This is a genomic window from Hydrogenophaga sp. UC242_50, assembly GCF_042697355.1.
Lineage (GTDB): Bacteria > Pseudomonadota > Gammaproteobacteria > Burkholderiales > Burkholderiaceae_C > Hydrogenophaga.
The window spans coordinates 3819247-3840253 of sequence record NZ_CP170553.1; the positions used below are offsets into that span (position 1 = coordinate 3819247).

15 protein-coding genes, 2 tRNA genes and 4 pseudogenes are annotated in these 21007 nt (G+C 68.1%); 10 read left to right on the forward strand and 11 right to left on the reverse strand.

Annotation, left to right across the window (positions count from 1 at the left end):
• The first annotated feature begins 5 nt into the window (after nt 1–5).
• Nucleotides 6–90 (forward strand) — tRNA-Leu (locus ACFJGX_RS19345).
• 161 nt (nt 91–251) lie between these two features.
• Here the strand turns inward: ACFJGX_RS19345 and rimO are convergent.
• Nucleotides 252–1634 carry a 30S ribosomal protein S12 methylthiotransferase RimO gene (rimO, locus tag ACFJGX_RS19350; RefSeq protein ID WP_382324376.1) on the reverse strand — a complete coding sequence of 461 codons (1383 nt, stop codon included), beginning with the start codon at nt 1632–1634 and terminating at the stop codon, nt 252–254.
• 223 nt (nt 1635–1857) lie between these two features.
• Between rimO and ACFJGX_RS19355 the strand changes: the two genes are divergently transcribed.
• Nucleotides 1858–2568: a DUF72 domain-containing protein gene (locus ACFJGX_RS19355; RefSeq protein WP_382326815.1), complete on the forward strand. Its 711-nt coding sequence runs from the start codon at nt 1858–1860 to the stop codon at nt 2566–2568.
• Here the strand turns inward: ACFJGX_RS19355 and phaR are convergent.
• The 4 genes and pseudogenes from phaR to ACFJGX_RS19375 all read right to left on the reverse strand — a co-directional run bounded on the left by phaR (nt 2558) and on the right by ACFJGX_RS19375 (nt 6731).
• Nucleotides 2558–3099 (reverse strand): annotated as a pseudogene (gene phaR / locus ACFJGX_RS19360) (polyhydroxyalkanoate synthesis repressor PhaR). The gene ACFJGX_RS19355 and the pseudogene phaR sit on opposite strands and share 11 nt — an antisense overlap.
• A gap of 222 nt (nt 3100–3321) precedes the next feature.
• Nucleotides 3322–3398 (reverse strand) — tRNA-Val (locus ACFJGX_RS19365).
• A 63-nt stretch (nt 3399–3461) separates the two neighbouring features.
• Nucleotides 3462–5788 (reverse strand): annotated as a pseudogene (locus ACFJGX_RS19370) (RelA/SpoT family protein).
• A 22-nt stretch (nt 5789–5810) separates the two neighbouring features.
• Nucleotides 5811–6731 carry an alpha/beta fold hydrolase gene (locus ACFJGX_RS19375; RefSeq protein ID WP_382324372.1) on the reverse strand — a complete coding sequence of 307 codons (921 nt, stop codon included), beginning with the start codon at nt 6729–6731 and terminating at the stop codon, nt 5811–5813.
• Nucleotides 6732–6822: 91 nt separating this feature from the next.
• On the opposite strand from ACFJGX_RS19375, the gene ACFJGX_RS19380 reads away from it, so the two are divergent.
• A complete protein-coding gene (locus tag ACFJGX_RS19380; protein WP_382324370.1) occupies nt 6823–7593 on the forward strand; it encodes a 3-hydroxybutyrate dehydrogenase in 771 nt (256 codons plus the stop codon).
• A 115-nt stretch (nt 7594–7708) separates the two neighbouring features.
• On the opposite strand, the pseudogene ACFJGX_RS19385 reads toward ACFJGX_RS19380, so the two are convergent.
• Together ACFJGX_RS19385 and ACFJGX_RS19390 are read right to left on the reverse strand one after the other, a co-directional pair.
• Nucleotides 7709–8358, reverse strand: a pseudogene (locus ACFJGX_RS19385) (SIMPL domain-containing protein).
• 98 nt (nt 8359–8456) lie between these two features.
• The gene (locus ACFJGX_RS19390) at nt 8457–8750 is read right to left on the reverse strand and encodes a hypothetical protein (protein ID WP_291121875.1); all 294 of its coding nucleotides are present in this window, start codon (nt 8748–8750) and stop codon (nt 8457–8459) included.
• Between the two features lie 169 nt (nt 8751–8919).
• Between ACFJGX_RS19390 and ompR the strand changes: the two genes are divergently transcribed.
• Both ompR and ACFJGX_RS19400 read left to right on the forward strand, forming a co-directional pair.
• Nucleotides 8920–9651 carry a two-component system response regulator OmpR gene (gene ompR / locus ACFJGX_RS19395; protein WP_291121876.1) on the forward strand — a complete coding sequence of 244 codons (732 nt, stop codon included), beginning with the start codon at nt 8920–8922 and terminating at the stop codon, nt 9649–9651.
• Nucleotides 9651–11055 (forward strand): annotated as a pseudogene (locus tag ACFJGX_RS19400) (ATP-binding protein). The gene ompR and the pseudogene ACFJGX_RS19400 overlap by 1 nt, the downstream one beginning before the upstream one ends.
• On the opposite strand, the gene ispF reads toward ACFJGX_RS19400, so the two are convergent.
• Nucleotides 11039–11542, reverse strand: a complete 504-nt coding sequence (ispF, locus tag ACFJGX_RS19405) for a 2-C-methyl-D-erythritol 2,4-cyclodiphosphate synthase (protein ID WP_382324367.1) — start codon at nt 11540–11542, stop codon at nt 11039–11041. The pseudogene ACFJGX_RS19400 and the gene ispF overlap by 17 nt on opposite strands.
• Nucleotides 11539–12261 (reverse strand): 2-C-methyl-D-erythritol 4-phosphate cytidylyltransferase, encoded by a 723-nt coding sequence (gene ispD / locus ACFJGX_RS19410; protein WP_382324365.1) that lies wholly within the window; start codon nt 12259–12261, stop codon nt 11539–11541. The genes ispF and ispD overlap by 4 nt, the downstream gene beginning before the upstream one ends.
• A 119-nt stretch (nt 12262–12380) precedes the next feature.
• Between ispD and mfd the strand changes: the two genes are divergently transcribed.
• The 4 genes from mfd (at nt 12381) to ACFJGX_RS19430 (ending at nt 18310) form a co-directional block, all read left to right on the forward strand.
• A complete protein-coding gene (gene mfd, locus ACFJGX_RS19415) occupies nt 12381–15872 on the forward strand; it encodes a transcription-repair coupling factor (protein ID WP_382326817.1) in 3492 nt (1163 codons plus the stop codon).
• Nucleotides 15873–15997: 125 nt separating this feature from the next.
• Nucleotides 15998–16975 carry a Bug family tripartite tricarboxylate transporter substrate binding protein gene (locus tag ACFJGX_RS19420; protein WP_382324363.1) on the forward strand — a complete coding sequence of 326 codons (978 nt, stop codon included), beginning with the start codon at nt 15998–16000 and terminating at the stop codon, nt 16973–16975.
• A gap of 31 nt (nt 16976–17006) precedes the next feature.
• Nucleotides 17007–17744 carry a phosphoserine phosphatase SerB gene (serB, locus tag ACFJGX_RS19425; RefSeq protein WP_382158516.1) on the forward strand — a complete coding sequence of 246 codons (738 nt, stop codon included), beginning with the start codon at nt 17007–17009 and terminating at the stop codon, nt 17742–17744.
• Between the two features lie 14 nt (nt 17745–17758).
• The gene (locus ACFJGX_RS19430; RefSeq protein WP_382158518.1) at nt 17759–18310 is read left to right on the forward strand and encodes a redoxin domain-containing protein; all 552 of its coding nucleotides are present in this window, start codon (nt 17759–17761) and stop codon (nt 18308–18310) included.
• Nucleotides 18311–18319: 9 nt separating this feature from the next.
• Here ACFJGX_RS19430 and ACFJGX_RS19435 read toward each other — a convergent pair whose 3' ends face one another.
• Nucleotides 18320–18685 carry a translation initiation factor Sui1 gene (locus ACFJGX_RS19435; RefSeq protein ID WP_382324361.1) on the reverse strand — a complete coding sequence of 122 codons (366 nt, stop codon included), beginning with the start codon at nt 18683–18685 and terminating at the stop codon, nt 18320–18322.
• 40 nt (nt 18686–18725) lie between these two features.
• On the opposite strand from ACFJGX_RS19435, the gene ACFJGX_RS19440 reads away from it, so the two are divergent.
• On the forward strand, nt 18726–19973 hold the full coding sequence (locus ACFJGX_RS19440) for a DEAD/DEAH box helicase (RefSeq protein WP_382324359.1): 1248 nt from the start codon (nt 18726–18728) through the stop codon (nt 19971–19973).
• Nucleotide 19974: 1 nt separating this feature from the next.
• Here the strand turns inward: ACFJGX_RS19440 and ACFJGX_RS19445 are convergent, their stop codons facing one another.
• Nucleotides 19975–20895 carry a LysR family transcriptional regulator gene (locus ACFJGX_RS19445; protein ID WP_382324357.1) on the reverse strand — a complete coding sequence of 307 codons (921 nt, stop codon included), beginning with the start codon at nt 20893–20895 and terminating at the stop codon, nt 19975–19977.
• Between the last annotated feature and the right edge of the window lie 112 nt (nt 20896–21007).

Below are 21007 nucleotides of genomic sequence, written 5' to 3' on the forward strand. Positions count from 1 at the left end.
TGAAAGCCCAGGTGGCGGAATTGGTAGACGCACTAGTTTCAGGTACTAGCGAGTAACATCGTGGAGGTTCGAGTCCTCTCCTGGGCACCAATCATAAAGGGCTTGCAAACGTGATGTTTGCAAGCCCTTTTCTTTTGCCTTATCAAGATGCAAAGCCTGCAAGCAGGCTTTGCGCATACGGTTGAGTTGCTTCACATTCTGAAGCACCCGATGTGGCCGGCGAGTGTGCAGTCCGGCCATCGCAGTCACCGTCAAACCGGGACCGCCAACAGGTCGTGTCCCTGTGCCGCGACCACACGGGCCTTGGTGAATTCGCCGACCTTCATGGTCTTGCTGATCTTCTCTGGCGGCAGCAGCCGCACCACACCATCGATCTCCGGCGCATCGGCGTAACTGCGTCCGATGCCGCCCTTCTTGCCCAGGCTCGGCGCGGAATCCACCAGCACCTGCATGGTCGCGCCCACGCGCTGCTGCAGCTTCTCGGCCGACACGGCCTCGGCCACCGCCATGAAGCGCGCCCGGCGTTCTTCCCGCACGGCATCGGGCACGGCGTCCGGCAGCTCGTTGGCCGTGGCACCCGGCACCGGCGAATAGGCGAAGCAGCCGGCGCGGTCGATGCGCGCCTCGCGCACGAACTCCAGCAAGTGGTCGAACTCGGCCTCGGTCTCGCCAGGGAAGCCGGCAATGAAGGTGCTGCGCACCACGATCTGCGGGCAGAGCTCGCGCCAGCGCGCGATGCGCTCCAGGTTCTTCTCACCACTGGCGGGCCGCTTCATGCGGCGCAGCACGTCCGGATGGCTGTGCTGCAACGGCACGTCCAGGTAAGGCAGGCACAGGCCGTCGGCCATCAGCGGAATGATCTCGTCCACGTGCGGATACGGGTACACATAGTGCAGCCGCACCCAGGCGCCATAGCCCTGGGCCAGTTCACCCAGCGAGCGCACGAGATCGAACATGCGCGTCTTCACCGGCTTGCCATCCCAGAAGCCGGTGCGGTACTTCACATCGACGCCATAGGCCGAGGTGTCCTGGCTCACCACCAACAACTCCTTCACGCCAGACTCGAACAGCTTGCGCGCTTCGGTCAGCACGTCGCCGATCGGTCGGCTCACCAGATCGCCGCGCATGGACGGGATGATGCAGAACGTGCAGCGGTGGTTGCAGCCCTCACTGATCTTCAGGTAAGCGTAATGGCGCGGCGTGAGCTTGATGCCCTGCGGCGGCACCAGGTCCACAAAGGGGTCGTGCGGCTTGGGCAGGTGCTCGTGCACCGCCGTCATCACCTCGTGCGTGGCATGCGGGCCGGTCACGGCGAGCACGCTGGGGTGCATCTGCCGCACCAAGTTGCCGCCGCCCTCGCCTTCGCGCGCGCCCAGGCACCCGGTCACGATCACCTTGCCGTTCTCGGCCAGGGCTTCGCCAATGGTGTCCAGGCTCTCACGAACGGCGTCGTCGATGAAGCCGCAGGTGTTGACGATCACCAGATCGGCACCGGCAAAGGTTTTGGAGGTTTGGTAACCCTCGGCGCTGAGTTGCGTGAGGATCAGTTCGGAGTCGGTCAGCGCCTTGGGGCAACCCAGGCTGACGAACCCGACTTTGGGTGTTTTGGCGGCGGAGGCGGTGTCGTAAGTCATTGTTTCCATTTGAATTCCGCCGGGCTACCTGGCTGAAGAGCGTGGTCCGTTATTGTAAGGCGGCGCGTCGATTTGGCTGACAGCACATTCCTTGGCCCCTCGCCGGCAGCGGTCGGCCAGACAGGCACGGGCACCGGCACGCGGATTGCCACACACCAGCGGCATGACACGGACCACACCTTCCCTCCACATCGGCACCGCAGGCTGGGGCCTACCGCGAGCGGTGGCCGAGGCATTTCCGGGCGACGGAGCGCTGCTGGAGCGCTATGCACGGGTGCTGGGCTGCACGGAAATCAACACCACCTTCAGCCGCACCCACCGCGCGGACACCTTCGAGCGCTGGGCGATGCAGACACCGACCGGTTTCCGCTTCTCGGTGAAGCTGCCCAAGGCTTTCACGCACGTGGCGCGGCTGAAGGTTCCACCCCGGGAGGTGGGCGCCTTCGTTTCGTCGCTGGCGGGACTCGGCGAGCGCCTGGCGGTGTTGCTGGTGCAACTGCCGCCGTCGTTGGGATTCGATCCCGAGGTGGCACGCGACTTCTTTCGCTCGGTGCGCGCGGAATACCCGGGTGCGGTCGTCTGCGAACCGAGGCATCCCACCTGGTTCACGGCGGTGGCCGAGCGCTTGCTGGTGGAGCAGGGCATCGGTCGCGTGGTCGCGGATCCGCCCAAACCTGCCGGCGCCGGGGAGCCAGGCGGCTGGCTCGGCGAGCGCGGAGACGGCCAGGGTGCCGTCGTCTACTGCCGTTGGCACGGCTCGCCACGCATGTATTGGTCGGCTTACGACGACGACTGGCTTGAGGCCAGGGCGCGGGAGTTGTTGAACTGGCCAGCGACCACCCAAGTCTGGTGCATCTTCGACAACACTGCGGCGGGCGCAGCAGCCGACGACGCGCTGCGGCTGGCAGCGAGAATGGCGAGACTCAGCGCTTGAGCCCCAGCGCCGCCAGCATCTGCTCACTGTTCTTCTGCATCTGCTCCTGCATCTGCGTGAAGGCGGTGCGCGACTGCTCCAGGTAGGTGCCCATCATGCCCTGCATCATGGGCGACTGCACGTTCATGAACTGCTTCCAGGCTTCCGGGTTGACGCCCGTGGACTGCTCGGCCATCTTGTGCTGCAGATCCATGAAGATCTGGACGTTCTTTTCGAGGTAGGCGCCCATGAAATCCTGCATGGCATCGCATAGAACCGAATGATGTTGGCCAGCACCTGCTCGGTGAAGATCGGCACGCCCGCCGTCTCTTCTTCCAGGATGATCTGCAGCAGGATGCTGCGCGTGAGGTCGTCGTTGGTCTTGGCGTCCCGAACCACGAAGGGCTCGTTGTCCATGACCAGCGACTTCACTTCGGCCAGCGTGATGTACGACGAGGTGTCGGTGTCGTAGAGACGCCGGTTCGGGTACTTCTTGATCACACGCACGGCGGGCGCACGTTCGCTGCCGCTACCGGCCTTGGTTTTTTGCACTGCGGGACTTTCTGGAAGGAACGGGCGAACAAGGCCCGTCGTCTGCGGGAAGGATACGGCACATTCTAAAAACCCGCCCCTGGGCCGCAAGCATGGGTTTTCCCTGTGCGGGGAGCCTTGCGAGACAGCGTCCGGCGATGCCCTGGCGCCGGACAGACGAAAAAAAAGCAGACTGCGGGGTCTGCTTTCTGTTTCCGGGGCCTGGTTGACCCCGAAGAAGTTTGGTAGGCGCGATTGGACTCGAACCAACGACCCCCACCATGTCAAGGTGGTGCTCTAACCAGCTGAGCTACGCGCCTACAAACGATTCGAAGCCTCGCAGTATAGCAGTGTTCCGGGGCACTTCTGGCCGACCCATCACATCATTTGCGGCGCACCACCCGCACACCCGGCACATCGCCCACCACGGACATGGCCCGCAGCACCTGCCGGGCGTCCGACACCTCGATGGTGAAGGTCATCCAGGCCACGTCCTTGACCGACTGGGTCTGCACCCCGATCACGTTCATCTTCTCGCGGGCGAACACGTCCGAAATGTCACGCAGCAGGCCCTGGCGGTCCTGCGCCTCGATCGCCACGTCCACCGGGTACACGGCCGCGCGGCCATCCCGATCCGGGGCGACCTGACCGCTCCACTGCACCTCGATCACGCGGTCTGGGTTCTTGCGCTGCAGGTGGGCGAAATCGCTGCAATCGGCTCGGTGGATGCTCACGCCCTTGCCGCGCGTCACGAAACCGCCAATGTCGTCCGGCGGCGCCGGCTTGCAGCACTTCGCCAGTTGCGTCATGAGCGAATCCACCCCGACCACCAGCACCCCACCGCTGGGCTGGCTGGAGGACTTGCGCGGCTTCTTGAGCCACACGGGAATTTCGGACGGCGCCTCGGGCTCGGGCGGGCGCAGGTGCATCTCGATGGCCCGCAGCGACAGTTCGTCCTTGCCCACCTGCTCGAAGAGCTCCTGCGCAGAAGCCAGTCCCATGGACACGGCAAGGTCGTCGAACTTCAGCGCGGTCTTGCCCTCGCGCTGCAGCAGTTTTTCCACCGCCTCGCGCCCGCGCGCCATGGTCTCCTCCATGGCCTGCGCGTTGAACCATGCGCGCACCTTGCTCTTGGCCCGGTGGCTGACGAGGTAGCCCAGTTCGGCATTGAGCCAGTCGCGCGACGGCCCGCCCTCTTTCGCGGCGGTGATTTCCACCGTCTGCCCGTTCTGCAGGGGCGTGTTGAGCGTGACCATGGCGCCATCGACGCGCGCCCCCCGGCAGCGGTGGCCGAGGTCGGTGTGCACGCTGTAGGCAAAGTCCACCGCCGTGGCGCCCTGGGGCAGTTCGACGATGGCCGCATCGGGCGTGAGCACGTAGATGCGATCGTCGAACAGCCCCTGCGCGGTGCCGCTCAGGTCGCGCTCCCAGGCCAGCAGCTGGCGCAGCACCGCGATCTTGGCGTCGTACTCCGAGCTGGCCGAGACGCCGGCATAACCCTTGGCTCCCGCCTCCTTGTACGCCCAATGCGCGGCCACGCCGTGTTCGGCATGGTCGTGCATGGCCTGGGTGCGGATCTGGATCTCGAAGGCCCGGCCCTGCTCATCGCGCACCACCGTGTGCAGCGACTGGTAGCCGTTCGGTTTGGGTTTGGCGATGTAGTCGTCGAATTCGTCGGCCACCGGCACATAGTTCGCATGCACATGGGCCAGCGCGGTGTAGCAATCATCGCGGCCGGGCACGATCACGCGCAGCGCGCGGATGTCGAACACCTGGTCGAAGTCCAGCGACTTGCCGCGCATCTTCTTGACGATGCTGTAGATGTGCTTGGGCCGTCCCTGCACGGAAGCGGCCACGCCCTGGCGTTGCAGCTCGGCCTCGAGCTGCTGGCGCACCTGCTCCACATGGGCTTCGCGTTCGGCGCGTTTCTCGTCCAGCAGCCGGGCCACGTGCTTGTAGGTCTGCGGCTCCAGGAAACGGAAGGCCAGGTCCTCCATTTCCCACTTGATCTGCCAGATGCCCAGGCGGTTGCGCCAGCGGCGCGAAGACGTGCAGCGACTCGCTGGCGAGCGCGTCACCAGGCTCTCCCTTGCAGGCGGCGAAGTAGCGCAGGGTCTGCAGCCGGGACGCCAGGCGCAGCATGACCACGCGCAGGTCGCGCGAGAAGGCCAGCAGCATCTTGCGCACGTTCTCGGTCTGGCTCGCGGCCAGCTCGGACACCGGCGCCTTGCCGGGCGTGCGCAACGGGCAGGGCCTGTTCCTGCGCCGCCTGGCGTTCCTCTTCCTTCTTGGCCAGCACCTCGGCCGACTTGATCCGGGCCTGGCGCTGCAACTGCACCAGCTTGGTGGTCTCCAGCGCCAGCGCCGCGAAGTTGTCGCCAAACGCCTTGGCGATCACCTCTTGCGGGCGGTTCAGGTGCTGGCAGGCGTACACCAGATACGCCGCCGCCTGCATCGCCTCGGAGCCGCCGATGTCGTGCAGCACGCCGGCCACGGCATCGGCGTGCGCCAGGGTGTTCTCGCCGGTGTCGAGCTGTTCGCTGCCCAGCAAGGGTTCCGCGAACGCGCGCGCGCGGGCCAGTGCGTTGGCCTGCTTGGGCAGGCTGTCGGAAGTGGCCGCCACGATCGCCGAGGGCACGGCCGGCGCGCGCTCGATGAGGGTGGCCGCATGGGAGGCCTCGGACGAGGTCGGGGAAATCACACGTTTCATGAATCGCTCAACAACCAACCGCTCAGTTGGACCAGAGGAAGTCCCGGACGGCGGCCACCTGATCATCGGCCACCAGCGTCGGCGCGTGGCCCACGCCCTCAAAAACCACACAGCGCGCCCTGGGACCGCGCCGCCCCATCTCGGCGGCGGTGGCCTCGGAGAGCAGGTCCGACTGCCCGCCGCGCAGCAGCAGGGTGGGCGCGGTGATGGCGTCGTACAGCTGCCAAAGGGTGGCCTCGCCGTCGCGGGCGATCTGCCGGGCCTGTGCCTCGTCGGCCATGCCGGTCAGGGCCTTGACCGGCATGGCGATGGCCGGGTCGTAGTGCAGCCACCAGCGCCCGTCGCGCTCGCGCAGCAGCGGCAGGGACAGCGCCCGCCATTGCGCCGGCGTGTGGGGACCGAAGCCGGCGGAAATCGAGGCCAGGTAATCCAGGGCCGCCTGCTCGCTGTCGAACGAGGGGTTCTGGCCCAGGTAGGTGCTGATGCGCTGCAGTGCCTCCCACTGGATGGCCGGCCCCACATCGTTGAGCACCAGGCGGCGTGGTGCCAGGGCGGGCTGGGCCGCGATCGCCATGCCGATCAGTCCGCCCATGCTGGTGCCGACCCAGTCGATCACGGCCTTCGGGTTCGCTGCGCGCACATGCATCAGCAGCGCCGCCAGGTCGGCCGCGTAGGTGGGCACTTGGTAGGCCATGGGATCGGCCAGCCAGTCGCTATGGCCGCGCCCGGTCACGTCGACCGCGATCACGCGACAGCGGCCGACCAGGGCGCGCGCCAGGGTGTCGAAGTCGCGCCCCTGGCGCGAGAGACCGTGCACGCAGACCACGACATGGCGGTGGTCGCCCGAGGCGCTGGCCCAGTCCCAATAGGCCATGCGGCGCGGTTCGCCGGTGCGGGCCACGGGCCCGGTGACGGGAAGGTATTGGAGGTTCGGTTCTTGCATGGTGTGACAGTGCGAAGCGGGCGCCTGGAGGCGTCCGTGATAATGCCTTGAGCGCTTTTCAACCCATCGTACTGGAACTGGAGTTCACTTCATGCTTGCCAACAAGACCGCCCTCGTCACCGGCTCCACCAGCGGCATCGGCCTGGGCATTGCCAAGGCCCTGGCGCGCCAGGGTGCCAACATCGTGCTCAACGGTTTCGGCGATGCCGAAGGCCCCAAGGCGGAGATCGCTGCGCTGGGGGCCAAGGTCGCCTACCACGGCGCCGACATGAGCAAACCGGCGGAGATCGAGGCCATGATGGCCTTCGCGGCCAGCACCTTCGGCCAGGTGGACATCCTGGTGAACAACGCGGGCATCCAGCACGTCGCGCGCGTGGAAGACTTTCCCGTCGAGCGCTGGGACGCGGTCATCGCCATCAACCTCAGCAGCGCCTTCCACGCCAGCCGCCTGGCCCTGCCCGCGATGCTCAAGTCCAACTGGGGCCGCATCATCAACGTGGCGTCGGTGCATGGGCTGGTGGGTTCGGCCGAGAAGTCGGCCTACGTCGCGGCCAAGCACGGCATCGTGGGCCTGACCAAGGTCACGGCGCTGGAGAACGCCACCACCGGCGTCACCTGCAACGCTATCTGCCCGGGCTGGGTGCTCACCCCGCTGGTGCAGAAACAGGTGGACGCCAAGGCCGCGGCGCAAGGCATTTCCAACGCGGACGCCACCAAACAGCTGCTGGGCGAAAAAGAGCCGTCCATGCAGTTCACCACCCCGGAAGAACTGGGCGAGCTGGCGGTGTTCTTCTGCTCGGCGGCCGGCAACAACGTGCGGGGCGTGGCCTGGAACATGGACGGCGGCTGGGCCGCCCAGTAACAGCAGCACCCCCCGCCGCGCTTCGCGCGTCCCCCTCCAGGGGGCGGCGCCAGCGGCCCGGCAAAGCCGGTTCCGCGGCACCTCTGGACCGCGCCGTCTCAGGCGCAGAAGTTGTCTATTTCAGCTGGATCGAGCCCGACACGGTGACGTTGACCGTGGACTTGCCGGCTTCCACCGGCACGGCGGCGTCCGACATCGCGGCCTTGGCTTCCATGGCCATGGCGCGCGGCTGGAACGGGCGCACTTCCTGGTCGGCCGAACTCACATTGATTTCGCGCAGGCTGTAGCCGGAGAAACCGAAGCCCTTGCTGACTTCATCGGCCCGGGCCTTGAAGCGCTCGATGCCAGCGCCTGCACATCGGACTCGAGCTTGCGGCGTGCGTCGCGCGAGAGCGAGAAGCTGGTGCCCGACATGGTCAGGGTCTGGATCTTGCCGGCCGTGGCGCTGATGAGGGCGAAGTCGCGCCCTTCGAGCACCAGTTCGGTGCTGCCCTGCCAGCCGTTGATCTTGCCGTTGCTGCTGTAGCGCGGATACAGGCTGAACTGGCCGGTACGGACCTCCAGCTGCTGCGGCTTGGCGTTGGCGCGGGCCACGGCCAGCGCGGCGTCGAGTGCCTGCTTGAGCTGGTTCTGCACCGTCACGGCGTCGCTGCCCTCGCGCGTGGTGTTCAGGCTCATGCTCAGCCAGTCCTGGGGCACCTCCAGGAAACCGCTGGCGGCGATGTTCACCACGTTGGCGGGCACGGGCACCGTGACCTGGGCCATCGCCGAAGCGCTCAAGCCCAGCCCGAGGGCCAGCACGGAGGAGAGAAGAAAGCGGGAAGAAGAAGAGGGACCGGAGAAACGACGCGAGGAAGACAGGGTCATGGTTTGAACTTGAAGTCGTGATGCGGCTGGTCGCGAAGCTGTTCGCGCAGACGCTGGCGCTCTTCCACCGAAAGTCGGTAGGGTTTGCGGCTGTCGTCCATGTCATCGAAGGGCTGTCGCAGCGCATCGCGCAAGCGCATCGTGCTGCGTGGGTCGCTTTCGTCGGCCGAGATCGGCATGACGGCCACCGGCGCATCCGAGGGCATCGGATGCACGCGCTGGTCGCCCGGCGCGGCATAGGCCGAACCCAGGGTGACTAGCAACAAACCACTCGACAGATACGATTTCATGGTGCACTCAAGTATGGTCAATTCGCCGATTGTGTGATGTGGGCGAGGTGAAGCGGCGGAGTATGCGGGCAACATCTGTAACAGCGTGTCATAAAAATAAAAAATGAGTGCTGACAAGCACTTGGCGCTGCCACAATCGAGTTTGTTACATTTAACGGAAGTTGCTCCCATGCCACAAACCACTGTCCGTCCCAACAAAGTGCTGGTCGTCGACGACGACGTCCGCATCCGCGACCTGCTGCGCCGCTACCTCATGCAGGAAGGCTTCGAGGTCATGCTGGCCGAAGACGGCAAGGCCCTCAACCGGGTTCTGCAACGCGACTCGGTCGACATCATCGTGCTCGACCTGATGATGCCCGGCGAAGACGGCCTGTCGATCTGCCGCCGCCTGCGCGCCAATGGCGACCGCACGCCCATCATCATGCTCACCGCCAAGAGTGAGGATGTGGACCGCATCGTGGGCCTGGAAGTCGGCGCCGACGATTACCTGGGCAAACCCTTCAACCCGCGCGAGCTGCTGGCCCGCATCCACGCCGTGCTGCGCCGCCGCCCGCCCACCGAGGTGCCGGGTGCACCGTCGCAGGACCAGGAAGTGGTGAAGTTCGGCCCGTTCGAGTTCGACCTGAGCCTGCGCACCCTGCGCAAGGAAGGCGCCGACCTGCCGCTGACCACCGGCGAATTCGCCATGCTCAAGGCCCTGGTGCGCCACCCGCGCCAGCCCCTGTCGCGCGAAAAACTGGCCCAGCTGGCGCGCGGCCGCGAGTTCGAGCCCTTTGACCGCAGCCTGGACGTGCAGGTCTCCCGCCTGCGCAAGCTGATCGAAGAGGACGCCGCGTCGCCGCGTTACCTGCAGACCGTCTGGGGCGTGGGTTATGTCTTCGTGCCCGATGGCAATGCCTGATGTCCGACGAGTCACGCGTTCCGTTCGAGACCCAGCCGGCCTCGCTGGAGACAGCGCCGGCCCCGCTGGACATGCGTCCTTCGCGGGGCGTGAGCCTGTTCTGGCGCACGTTTTTCTTCCTTGCCCTGCTGCTGGTCGGCTGCACCGTCGCCTGGCTGCAGACCTTCCGCGCGCTGGAGTACGAGCCGCGGGCGCTGCAGAGCGCGAACCAGCTGGCCTCGCTGGTCAACCTCAGCCGCGCCGCCCTGGTGCACTCGGACGCCATCGCCCGGGTCTCGCTGATCAAGACCCTGGCCAGCGAGGAAGGCCTGCGCATCGCGCCGCGTGAGCCCACCGACACCTTCCGCCTCTACAACACCGACGCACTGAGCCGCAACGTGGCCGAGCGCCTGCGGGGCCGGCTCGGGCCCGACACGCTGGTGGCGCGCGAAGTCAATGGCGCGCCAGGCCTGTGGATCGGCTTCACCATCGACGGCGACCCCTACTGGCTGCTCACCGACCCCTCGCGCATCGGCCCGGTGGCGGGCACCACCTGGCTGATCTGGCTGGGCACCGCCGCCCTGCTCTCGCTCACGGGCGCGGCGCTGATCGCGCGCCTGATCAACCGGCCACTGAAGAAGCTCTCGTTCGCGGCCAGCCGCGTGCGCGAAGGCGATTTCAACGCGAGCCAGCTCAACGAAGCCGTGCGCAACCAGCGAGATCCGCGAGGTCAACATCGGCTTCAACCGCATGGCCCAGCGGCTCTCCAAGATCGAGCAGGACCGGGCCCTGATGCTCGCCGGCATCTCGCACGACCTGCGCACGCCGCTGGCCCGCCTGCGCCTGGAAACCGAGATGAGCGTGGACGACGCGCAGGCGCGCGAGCACATGGCGGCCGACATCGACCAGGTCAACGCCATCATCGACAAGTTCCTCGACTACGCCCGCCCCGACCACCTCAAGCCCGAGCGCGTGAGCCTCAACCAGGTGGTGGACGCCGCGATCTTCTCGGTCGGCCAGGACCCGAACACCTACATCACCACCAACATCCCGCGCGACACCGCCGTGATGGGCGACGCGGTGGAACTGCAGCGCGTGTTCTCCAACCTGATCGAGAACGCCATGCGTTACGGGCGCGACCCGGAAACCGGCATCGCCAAGATCGACATCGCGGCCAAGGCCAAGGACGACGACGTGCTGGTCAAGCTGCGCGACCACGGGCAAGGCGTCAACCCGGAGCAGCTCGAACAGCTGACCCAGCCGTTCTACCGGGGCGACGTCTCGCGCAGCGCGGCCACCGGCACCGGCCTGGGCCTGGCCATCGTGGACCGCGCCATCGCGCGCATGGGCGGCCGTTTCGCGCTGGCCAACAGCAGCACCGGGGGCCTCGCGGCCCACATGAAACTGGTCAAGGCGCCGTCTTGACGAGCAGCGCCACCGCGCGCGCCTCGATCGACAGGCCCTGCCCCACGGGGCCGATCTTCTCGGCCGTCTTGGCCTTCACGTTGACCTGACCGGTCGCCAGCCCCAGCGTGCGGGCGATGCCTTCGCACATGGCGGCGATGTGGGGCGCGAGCTTGGGCGCCTGCGCGATCACGGTGCTGTCGATGTTGCCGATCTCGAAACCCGCCTCGCGCACCCGGCGCGCCGCCTCGGCCAGCAACACGCTGGAGTCGGCGCCTTTGAAACGTTCGTCGGTGTCGGGGAAATGGCGGCCGATGTCGCCAAGCGCCGCCGCGCCCAGCAGCGCGTCGGTGATGGCGTGCAGCAGCACGTCGGCATCGGAATGGCCGAGCAGCCCCTGGCTGTGGGGAATGCGCACGCCGCCGATGATGAGCGGCCGCCCGGGCACCAGCGCGTGCACGTCCCAGCCCTCGCCGATGCGGAACGACGGAACGGTGTTGGGGTTCATGAACGGCTCCTGAGCACGGCTTCGGCGAGCGCGAAGTCTTCGGGGTAGGTGACTTTGAAGTTCTGCGCGCTGCCACGCACCAGCAGCGGCCGGTGGCCCGCCATCTCCATGGCGCTGGCCTCGTCGGTCACACCGGCGAAGCCACCGGGCGCCGTGGCCGCCAGCGCGGCCTGCAAGGCGCCCAGGCGGAACATCTGCGGCGTCTGCGCCAGCCACTTGTCGGCGCGCTCCACCGTGGCCGCCACGCGCCCACCGGTTTCGGCCTTGAGCGTGTCCGGCAAGGGCAGCGCCAGCAGGCCACCCACGGCGTCGTTCCTGCAGGCGTCGATCAGGGCATCCACCTGGGCCGGCGTGACGAGGCAGCGCGCGGCGTCGTGCACCAGCACCCAGTCGTCCACCCCCGCGCCCTGCTCGCGCAAGGCCTGCAGGCCGTTGAACACGCTCTCCGCGCGCGTGGCCCCGCCGCAGCGCGCCAACGTGGTGCCCACGGGCTGCGAGGTCCAGAAGCTATCGTCGGGCGCGATGACGACCACGCAGCCTTGCAGGCGCGCCACGGCGCGCAAGGCCGCCAGGGTGTGCATCACCATGGGCTGGCCGGCGATCGGCTGGTACTGCTTGGGGATGTCGGTGCCGGCCCGGGTGCCGGTGCCCGCACAGGGCAGCAGCGCATGGCATCGGGGAGCGCCCGGGCGGGTCAATTCGGTGTCGGCATGGGGCATGGTGTGCCTGCATTCTAAAATCAGCCCTCACACCCCCGCCCTCCCGGTCGGGGGTGTTCGTCATGGCCGCATTGGCCCACCACGCACTCAAGTCCACCCCGCACGCCCCTCCATCTCCCATGGACTTGCCCAAACTCACCCCCGGCAAACGCCACACCGTGCCGCATCCCGGCGGCTCGGCCGATGCCCTGATGCTGGCCCAGCTGGGCGAGCGCGAAAAAGCCGCCGGCCGACTCACCGCCATCGTCACCGCCGACGCCAACGACGCGCAGCGGCTGATCGACGAGATGGCGTTCTTCGCGCCCGGCCTGCGCTGCGCCCTCTTCCCCGACTGGGAAACGCTGCCCTACGACACCTTCTCGCCGCACCAGGACCTGATCAGCGAACGCTTGGCGACGCTCTGGCGCATCTCGCAGCGCGACAAGGACACCGGCGCCGACGTGGTGCTCGTCCCCGCCACCACCGCGCTGTACCGGCTCGCGCCGCCGTCCTTTCTGGCCGGCTACACCTTCCACTTCAAGGTCAAGCAGAAGCTCGACGAAGCCAGGCTCAAGGGCCAGCTGACCCTGGCGGGTTACCAGCACGTGACGCAGGTCGTGAGCCCCGGCGAGTACGCGGTGCGCGGCGGCCTGATCGACCTCTTCCCCATGGGCAGCCTGGTGCCCTACCGGGTGGACCTGTTCGACGACGAGATCGACAGCATCCGCACCTTCGACCCCGACAGCCAGCGCAGCCTCTACCCGGTGAACGAGGTGCGGCTGCTGCCCGGGCGCGAGTTCCCGATGGACGACGCGGCGCGCGCCAAATTCCGCAGCCGCTGGCGCGAGCTGCTCGAAGGCGACCCGACCAAGAGCCGCATCTACAAGGACATCGGCAACGGCGTGCGCACCGCCGGCATCGAGTACTACCTGCCGCTGTTCTTCGACGACACCGCCACCGTGTTCGACTACCTCGGCGCGGACGCGACCGTGGTGCTGCATGGCGACCTGGAGCCCGCCTTCCAGCGCTTCTGGCAGGACACCAAGGACCGCCACCGCCTGCTGCGCGGCGACACCGAGCGGCCGGTGCTGCCGCCCGAAGCCCTGTTCCTGGGCACCGAGCAGTTCTACACCCGCGCCAACCAGCACGCGCAGTACGTGGTGCGCCCGGCGCAGCAGGAGATCGAACACGGCGCGCACGTGCAGAAGCTGGGCGACCTGTCCGTGGTGCGCGGCGCCGAAGACCCGCTCTCGCGCCTGCAGGCCCACATCCGCAACACCGCGCACCGCGTGCTGCTGCTGGCCGAAAGCGATGGCCGGCGCGAGAGCCTGCTGGACTTCCTGCGCGCCAGCGGCGTCCACCCGCCGGCCTTCGACTCGCTCGCCGAGTTCCAGGCCAGCGAAGAAAAGACCGGCATCGCCACCGCCGCGCTCGCGGTCGGCTTCTCCTGGCTGGACGACGGCATCGACTTCGTCACCGAGACCGAGCTCTTCGCCGCCGGCCCCACCACGCGCCGGCGCAAGAAGCAGGAACAGGTCAGCGACGTCGACGCGCTGATCAAGGACCTGTCCGAGCTCAACCTGGGCGACCCCGTGGTGCACAACGCGCACGGCATCGGCCGCTACCGCGGCCTGGTGAACATGGACATGGGGGAGAAAAACCCCGACGGCAGCCCCGCGCTGCAGGAATTCCTGCACCTGGAGTACGCCGACAAGGCCGTGCTCTATGTGCCGGTGAGCCAGTTGCAGCTGATCGGCCGCTACACCGGCGTGAGCGCCGACGAGGCGCCGCTGCACAAGCTGGGCAGCGGCCAGTGGGAAAAGGCCAAGCGCAAGGCGGCCGAGCAGGTGCGCGACGCCGCCGCCGAGCTGCTCAACATCTACGCCCGCCGCGCCGCGCGCCAGGGCCATGCGTTCCGCTACTCGGCGCAGGACTACGAGGTGTTCGCCAACGACTTCGGCTTCGAGGAGACCGCCGACCAGCGTGGCGCCATCCACGCCGTGATCCAGGACATGATCAGCCCGCGCCCCATGGACCGCCTGGTCTGCGGCGACGTGGGCTTCGGCAAGACCGAGGTCGCCCTGCGCGCCGCCTTCGTGGCCGTCACCGGTGGGCGCCAGGTGGCCTTCCTCGCGCCCACCACGCTGCTGGCCGAACAGCACTTCCAGACCCTGTCCGACCGCTTCTCCAAGTGGCCGGTGAAGGTGGCCGAGATGAGCCGCTTCCGCTCGGCCAAGGAAATCACCGCCGCCGCCAAGGGCCTGGCCGACGGCTCGGTGGACATCGTGGTCGGCACGCACAAGCTGCTCAGCGAAAGCGTGAAGTTCAAGGACCTGGGCCTGCTCATCATCGACGAGGAACACCGCTTCGGCGTGCGCCACAAGGAGGCGATGAAGGCCTTGCGCGCCGAGGTCGACGTGCTCACGCTCACCGCCACGCCGATCCCGCGCACGCTGGGCATGGCGCTCGAAGGCCTGCGCGATCTCTCCGTGATCGCCACCGCGCCGCAGCGCCGCCTGGCCATCAAGACCTTCGTGCGCAACGAGGGCAACGGCGTGATCCGCGAGGCCGTGCTGCGCGAACTCAAGCGCGGCGGGCAGGTCTACTTCCTGCACAACGAGGTCGAGACCATCGAGAACCGGCGCCAGAAGCTGGAGGAGATATTGCCCGAGGCGCGCATCGCCATCGCGCACGGCCAGATGCCCGAACGCGACCTGGAGCGCGTGATGCGCGACTTCGTGGCGCAGCGCTTCAACGTGCTGCTGTGCTCCACCATCATCGAGACCGGCATCGACGTGCCCACGGCCAACACCATCGTGATGAGCCGCGCCGACAAGTTCGGCCTGGCACAGCTGCACCAGCTGCGCGGCCGCGTGGGCCGCAGCCACCACCAGGCCTACGCCTACCTCATGGTCCCCGACATCGAAGGCCTGACCAAGCAGGCGGCGCAGCGACTGGACGCGATCCAGCAGATGGAGGAACTTGGCAGCGGCTTCTACCTGGCGATGCACGACCTGGAGATCCGCGGCGCGGGCGAGGTGCTGGGCGAGAACCAGAGCGGCAACATGCTGGAGGTGGGCTTCCAGCTCTACAACGAGATGCTGTCCGAAGCGGTGAGCTCGCTCAAGGCCGGGCGCGAGCCCGACCTGCTCTCGCCGCTGTCGGTCACCACCGACATCAACCTGCACGCCCCGGCCTTGCTGCCCAACGACTACTGCGGCGACGTGCACCTGCGCCTGTCGTTCTACAAGAAGCTGGCCACCGCGAAGAACACCGACCAAGTCGATGCGCTGCTCGAGGAAATCGTGGACCGCTTCGGCAAGCTGCCACCCCAGGCGCAGACGCTGATCGACGTGCACCGCCTGCGCTGCATCAGCACGCCCTACGGTGTCGTCAAGGTCGATGCGGCACCGGGCGTGACGAACATCACCTTCCGCGCCAACCCGCCGTTCGAGCCGATGCGCATCATCGAACTGATCCAGAAGAACCGCCACATCAAGCTCGCCGGCAACGACAAGCTGCGCATCGAGCGCGCCCTGCCCGAGGTGAAGGACCGCGTGCAGCTGGTGCGCGACGTGCTGCGCAGCCTGGGCCAGCCGCTGCAGGCGAAGACCCCCGCGCCGGCCCCGTAGGTCCCCACCGAGGGTGGGCCGGGCCCGATACCCAACGGCATGGTTTTTGCGTAAAACGGCATGCGCAACCTTCCCTGGTGGCCCTGTCCCTTTCACCGCACAAACACACCGATACGGAGCCCACCATGCCGACCCGACGCACCGCGCTGCACATCGCCAGCGCCCTTCTTGCGCTCGCCCTCTCTGGCCCCACGCTGGCGCAGGGCAGCTACCCGGACCACGTGGTGAAGGTCATCGTCGGCCTGCCGGCCGGCGGCAGCGCCGACATGATCGCGCGCATGCTGGGCCAGAAGCTCAACGCCCAGTTCGGCCAGCCCTTCGTGATCGAGAACCGCGCGGGCGGCTCGGGCCAGATCGGCATGCCGGCGGTTGCCAGGGCCGCGGCCGACGGCTACACCCTCACCGTGTCGCCCGCCTCCTTCCTGACCACGAACAAGAGCATCTTCAAGACCCTGCCCTACGACCCCGAGGCCGACTTCATGCCGATCTCGCGGCTGGTGAACCAGCCCATGGTGCTGGTGGTCAAGGACAGGCAGAAGTACCCGACCGCCGCCGCCTTCCTCGCCGCCGCCAAGGCCGCGCCGGGCAAGATCAGCTACGCCTCGTCGGGCGACGGCAGCCCGCAGCACCTGGGTGGGCTGATGTTCGAGACCCGCAGCCAGGCCCGCATGCTGCATGTGCCCTACAAGGGCGGCGCGCTCGCGGTCAACGACACCCTCGCCGGCAACGTGGACGCGATGTTCGCCGTGCTGCCCGAGGCCCTGCCGCACATCCAGGCCGGCAAGCTCCATGCGCTGGGCCTGATGAGCCCCCAACGCTCGCCCGTCCTGCCGGACGTGCCCACCATGGCCGAAGGCGGTCTGGCGAACCTCAACCTCTCGGCCTGGGTCGCCATCCTGGCGCCCGCCAAGACCCCGCGCCCCATCATCGACCAGCTCAACCGCGCGGTGAACACCGCCATGGACGCCGAATTCAAGGCCAAGCTGGCAGCCAGCGGCATCGAGGTGGCCCCCAGCACGCCGGAAGAATTGCAGCGCATCATCTCGGCCGACATCAAGCTGCACGCCGAACTGGTCAAGGCCGCCGGCCTCACGCCACAGTAAGGGCTTGTGCATGGCTGGGATAATCCCGGCCATGACACAAGCTCCCGCCACCGCCACCGAATTCGCCCCCGGCCTCACCGTCCAGGGCTTCACCCCTCCGCTCAAACTCAGCGACTTCAAGCTCATCGCCTTCGACATGGACTCCACGCTCATCAGCATCGAGTGCGTGGACGAGATCGCCGACGCCGTGGGCAAGAAGGCCGAGGTGGCCGCCATCACCGAGGCCGCCATGCGCGGCGAGATCACCGACTACAAGGACAGCCTGCGCAAGCGCGTGGCGCTGCTGCGCGGCGTGACCATCGCCGACATGGAGCAGATCTACACCGAGCGCCTGCGCATCAACCCCGGCGCGGCCGAGCTGGTGCGCGCCTGCAAGGCCGCCGGCTTGAAGGTGCTGCTGGTCTCGGGCGGTTTCACCTTCTTCAGCGAGCGCGTGCGCCAGACGCTGGGCATCGACTTCACGCGCGCCAACGTGCTCGAAGTGGAAAGCGGCCCGAACTGCGGCCAGCTCACGGGTTACATGGTGGACCAGCCCTGGGGCGACATCTGCGACGGTGCCGAGAAACGCCGCACGCTGCTCGAAGTGGCGTCGCTGCTGGGCATCGAGCCCTCGCAGTGCATCGCCATGGGCGACGGCGCCAACGACCTGCCCATGATGGGCGTGGCCGGCCTCTCGGTGGCGTACCACGCCAAACCCGCCGTGCGCGCGCAGGCCATGGTGGCCATCAACGAAGGCGGGCTCGACCGCCTGCTCGAAGTCCTGCGCTGAACACGCTGATGCCCATGACGTCACGCCTTGCCCGCTTCGCGCAGTCGCTGCGCCGGCGGTGGAAAAGCCACCTCGTCACCCTGGGCCTGGTGCTCGCGGTGCTGCTGGGCGTGCAGGCCTGGCAGACGCGCGATGTGCCGCGCGGCCCCGCGCCCGATCTGGCCCTCACCCTGGTTCAGCCCGACGGCAGCGAGCGCCGCACGACCCTGGCGCAATGGCGCGCTGACCACCCCGGCCAGCCCGTGGCCCTGCACGTGTGGGCAGAGTGGTGCCCCATCTGCCGCACGGAAGAACACAGCGTGACCCGGCTCTCGGCGGACTGGCCGGTGCTCACCATCGCCATGCAATCCGGTCAGGCCGGCCCCGTGGCCCGCGTGCTGGCGCAGCGGCAGTTGCCCTGGGCCACGGCGATCGATCCGCGCGGCGAGATCGCCCGCCAGCTCGGCTTCAAGGCCGTGCCGGCCTTCGTGGTGGTGGATGCCCAGGGCCGGCTGCGCACGCCCACGGCCGGCTACACCAGCGAGATCGGCATGCGGCTTCGGCTGTGGTGGGCGCGGCTGTTCTGAGCCCGGGCCTCAGCCGCCCACGCGTTTGACGGCGTGACCCTGGGATTTCAGCGCGGCCATCACCTTCTCGATGTGATCGCCCTGGATCTCGATCACGCCGTCCTTCACCGTGCCACCGGTTCCGCAGGCCGCCTTGAGCTGCTTGCCCAGCGCGGCCAAAGCCACCGCGTCCAGCGCCAGACCCTTGACCAGCGTGACCCCCTTGCCACCCCGGCCCTTGGTCTCGCGCGAGACGCGCACCACGCCATCGCCCGCCGGCACGGCGCTGGCCCGTTGCTTGCACACGCATTGCGCCACCGGCTGGCGGCAGTCGGGGCACATGCGGCCCGCATCGGTGGAGTAGACCAGGCCACCGGTCGAAAGCTTGTTCTTCATGGGGCCGCATCCTACCCGGGCCGGTACACTGCCCCGATCCATGCCATTCACCGCCCTGGGCCTCGCGCCCGCCCTCGCCCAAGCCGCCGCCGAACTCGGTTTCACCACGCCCACCCCGATCCAGCGTGAAGCCATTCCGGCCGTGCTGGCCGGCCATGACCTGCTCGCCACCGCGCAGACCGGCTCCGGCAAGACCGCGGCCTACGCCCTGCCCCTGCTGCAACGGCTCACCCAGGCCGCCACCCATTCGCCGCGCCGCGTGCGCGCGCTGGTGGTCGTGCCCACGCGCGAACTCGCGGCGCAGGCCGGCGAGGTGGTGCGCGCGCTGGCGCAGCATCTGCCGCGCCCGCCCAAGGTGGCCGTGGTGTTCGGCGGCGTGTCGATCAACCCGCAGATGATGGCGCTGCGCGGCGGCGCCGACGTGGTGGTCGCCACGCCCGGGCGCCTGCTCGACCTGGTGGAACACAACGCGCTGCGCCTGTCGGCCGTGGAGCTGCTGGTGCTCGACGAAGCCGACCGCCTGCTGGACCTGGGCTTCGCCGACGAACTCGCGCGCGTGCTCGCCTTGCTGCCCGTCCAGCGGCAGAACCTCTTCTTCTCGGCCACCTTCCCCTCGCCGGTGCAGGCACTGGCCGACGCGCTGCTGCACGACCCCTTGCGCATCGACGTGCCCGCCGCGCCGGCCGAGGCCGCGGTGATCCTGCAGCAGGCCTTTCTGGTCGACAGCACGCGCCGCACGCAGTTGCTGCGCCAGCTCATCAAGGACCAGGGCTGGCAGCGCGTGCTGGTGTTCGTGGTCACGCAGTACGCGGCCGAGCGCGTGGCCGCCAAGCTGCACCACGGTGACCTGTACGCCACCTCCTTCCACGGCGGCCTGAGCCAGGGCGCGCGCCAGCAGGCGCTGGGCGAGTTCAAGGAAAAACGCTGGGACGTGGTGGTCACCACCGACCTGGCCGCGCGCGGCATCGACATCGAGCAACTGCCGGTGGTGGTGAACTACGACCTGCCGCGCTCGGCGGTGGACTACGTGCACCGCATCGGCCGCACCGGCCGCGCCGGTGCGAGCGGCCTGGCGGTGAGCTTCGTGAGCCCGACCACCGAAGCCCACTGGCGCCTGATCGAGAAACGCCAGGGCCTCTCCCTGCCGCTCGAGGTCCTGCCCGGTTTCGAGCCCACCGAAACCGCGCCACCGCCTTCGCCGGGCGACGGTGGCATCAAGGGCAAACGGCCGAGCAAGAAGGACAAGCTGCGCGCAGCCGCTGCTGCCGCCGCCCGCAAGCCGGACTGATTCAGCCCTGAGCCCCCTTGCCCGCGCGCCGGGCGCCCCCACCGCGCTGCCGCAACAGATCGAGAAAAGTGGCCGCCGCCGGCGACAGCGACTGCCCCTTGCGCTGGTACACGAAGTACTCGCGCTGGATCGCCGGCGCGCGCAGCGGCACGAAGCGCACGCCGAAGTTGTCGGCGAACGAGCGCGCGTACTCCGGTGCGAGCAGCACGCCCATGCCGTGGCCGGCCAGCGCCATCGCCGTGGTGAGAAAGCCCACGTCGCTCGCCGTGTCCAGCGAGAAGTCGTGGCCGTGCGTGTGCAGCGCGCGCTCCACGTGGCGGCCGAACTCGTGGGAGTAACTGATCCAGCGCTCGTCGCGCAGCTCTTTCCACGACACGCTGGCGCGCTCGTAGGCCGGGTGCCCCTTCGGGCACACCAGGCGGATCGGTACGTTCATGAGGAAGCTGCGCGTCACGTCCTCGCCCGTCAGGCGCTCGGGGCCGATGCCCAGCTCCACCGCCCCGTGGCGCACGGTGTCCACCACGTCGTCGGCCACCGCGTCCTTCAGGCGCAGGCTGATGCCGGGGTGCTGCTGGCCGAACTCGGTGAGCACCGAGGCCACCCAGGTGCAGGCCATCATCTGCGAGGTGGACACGCGCAGGAAGCCCCGGCGCAAGGCGCGGATTTCGGAAGCGCCCTCGACCACCTGGCGCACGTCCTCCAGGATGCGCTGCGCCAGCGGCAGCAGGTTCTTGCCGGCCTCGGTGAGCGTGATGGCCGTGCGGCTGCGGTCGAACAGCTGCAGGTGCAGCTCCTGCTCCAGCTGCTGGACCAGCATGCTCACCGCCGACTGCGTGAGGCTGAGCTGGCGCGCCGCGCCGGTGAAGCTGCCGCTTTGCGTCACGGCCGCGAAGGCCCGCATCTGTCTCAAGCTGATGTTCATCGCGTGCACCCATCTGGTTCAGAAGCGGTGCCCGCGGGCGTGCATGCACCATCATCAGATTTCATGATGAATGTATCAAAAGAATTCGCTTGTTTGATGCATCGCACGGTTC

Bases quoted from the DNA above. Each gene is read 5' to 3' on its own strand.
- rimO (WP_382324376.1), bottom strand. From the start codon at position 1,634: ATGACTTACGACACCGCCTCCGCCGCCAAAACACCCAAAGTCGGGTTC.
- ACFJGX_RS19375 (WP_382324372.1), bottom strand. From the start codon at position 6,731: ATGCAAGAACCGAACCTCCAATACCTTCCCGTCACCGGGCCCGTGGCC.
- ACFJGX_RS19380 (WP_382324370.1), top strand. From the start codon at position 6,823: ATGCTTGCCAACAAGACCGCCCTCGTCACCGGCTCCACCAGCGGCATC.
- ACFJGX_RS19390 (WP_291121875.1), bottom strand. From the start codon at position 8,750: ATGAAATCGTATCTGTCGAGTGGTTTGTTGCTAGTCACCCTGGGTTCG.
- ompR (WP_291121876.1), top strand. From the start codon at position 8,920: ATGCCACAAACCACTGTCCGTCCCAACAAAGTGCTGGTCGTCGACGAC.
- ispF (WP_382324367.1), bottom strand. From the start codon at position 11,542: ATGAACCCCAACACCGTTCCGTCGTTCCGCATCGGCGAGGGCTGGGAC.
- ispD (WP_382324365.1), bottom strand. From the start codon at position 12,261: ATGCCCCATGCCGACACCGAATTGACCCGCCCGGGCGCTCCCCGATGC.
- mfd (WP_382326817.1), top strand. From the start codon at position 12,381: ATGGACTTGCCCAAACTCACCCCCGGCAAACGCCACACCGTGCCGCAT.
- ACFJGX_RS19420 (WP_382324363.1), top strand. From the start codon at position 15,998: ATGCCGACCCGACGCACCGCGCTGCACATCGCCAGCGCCCTTCTTGCG.
- serB (WP_382158516.1), top strand. From the start codon at position 17,007: ATGACACAAGCTCCCGCCACCGCCACCGAATTCGCCCCCGGCCTCACC.
- ACFJGX_RS19430 (WP_382158518.1), top strand. From the start codon at position 17,759: ATGACGTCACGCCTTGCCCGCTTCGCGCAGTCGCTGCGCCGGCGGTGG.
- ACFJGX_RS19435 (WP_382324361.1), bottom strand. From the start codon at position 18,685: ATGAAGAACAAGCTTTCGACCGGTGGCCTGGTCTACTCCACCGATGCG.
- ACFJGX_RS19440 (WP_382324359.1), top strand. From the start codon at position 18,726: ATGCCATTCACCGCCCTGGGCCTCGCGCCCGCCCTCGCCCAAGCCGCC.
- ACFJGX_RS19445 (WP_382324357.1), bottom strand. From the start codon at position 20,895: ATGAACATCAGCTTGAGACAGATGCGGGCCTTCGCGGCCGTGACGCAA.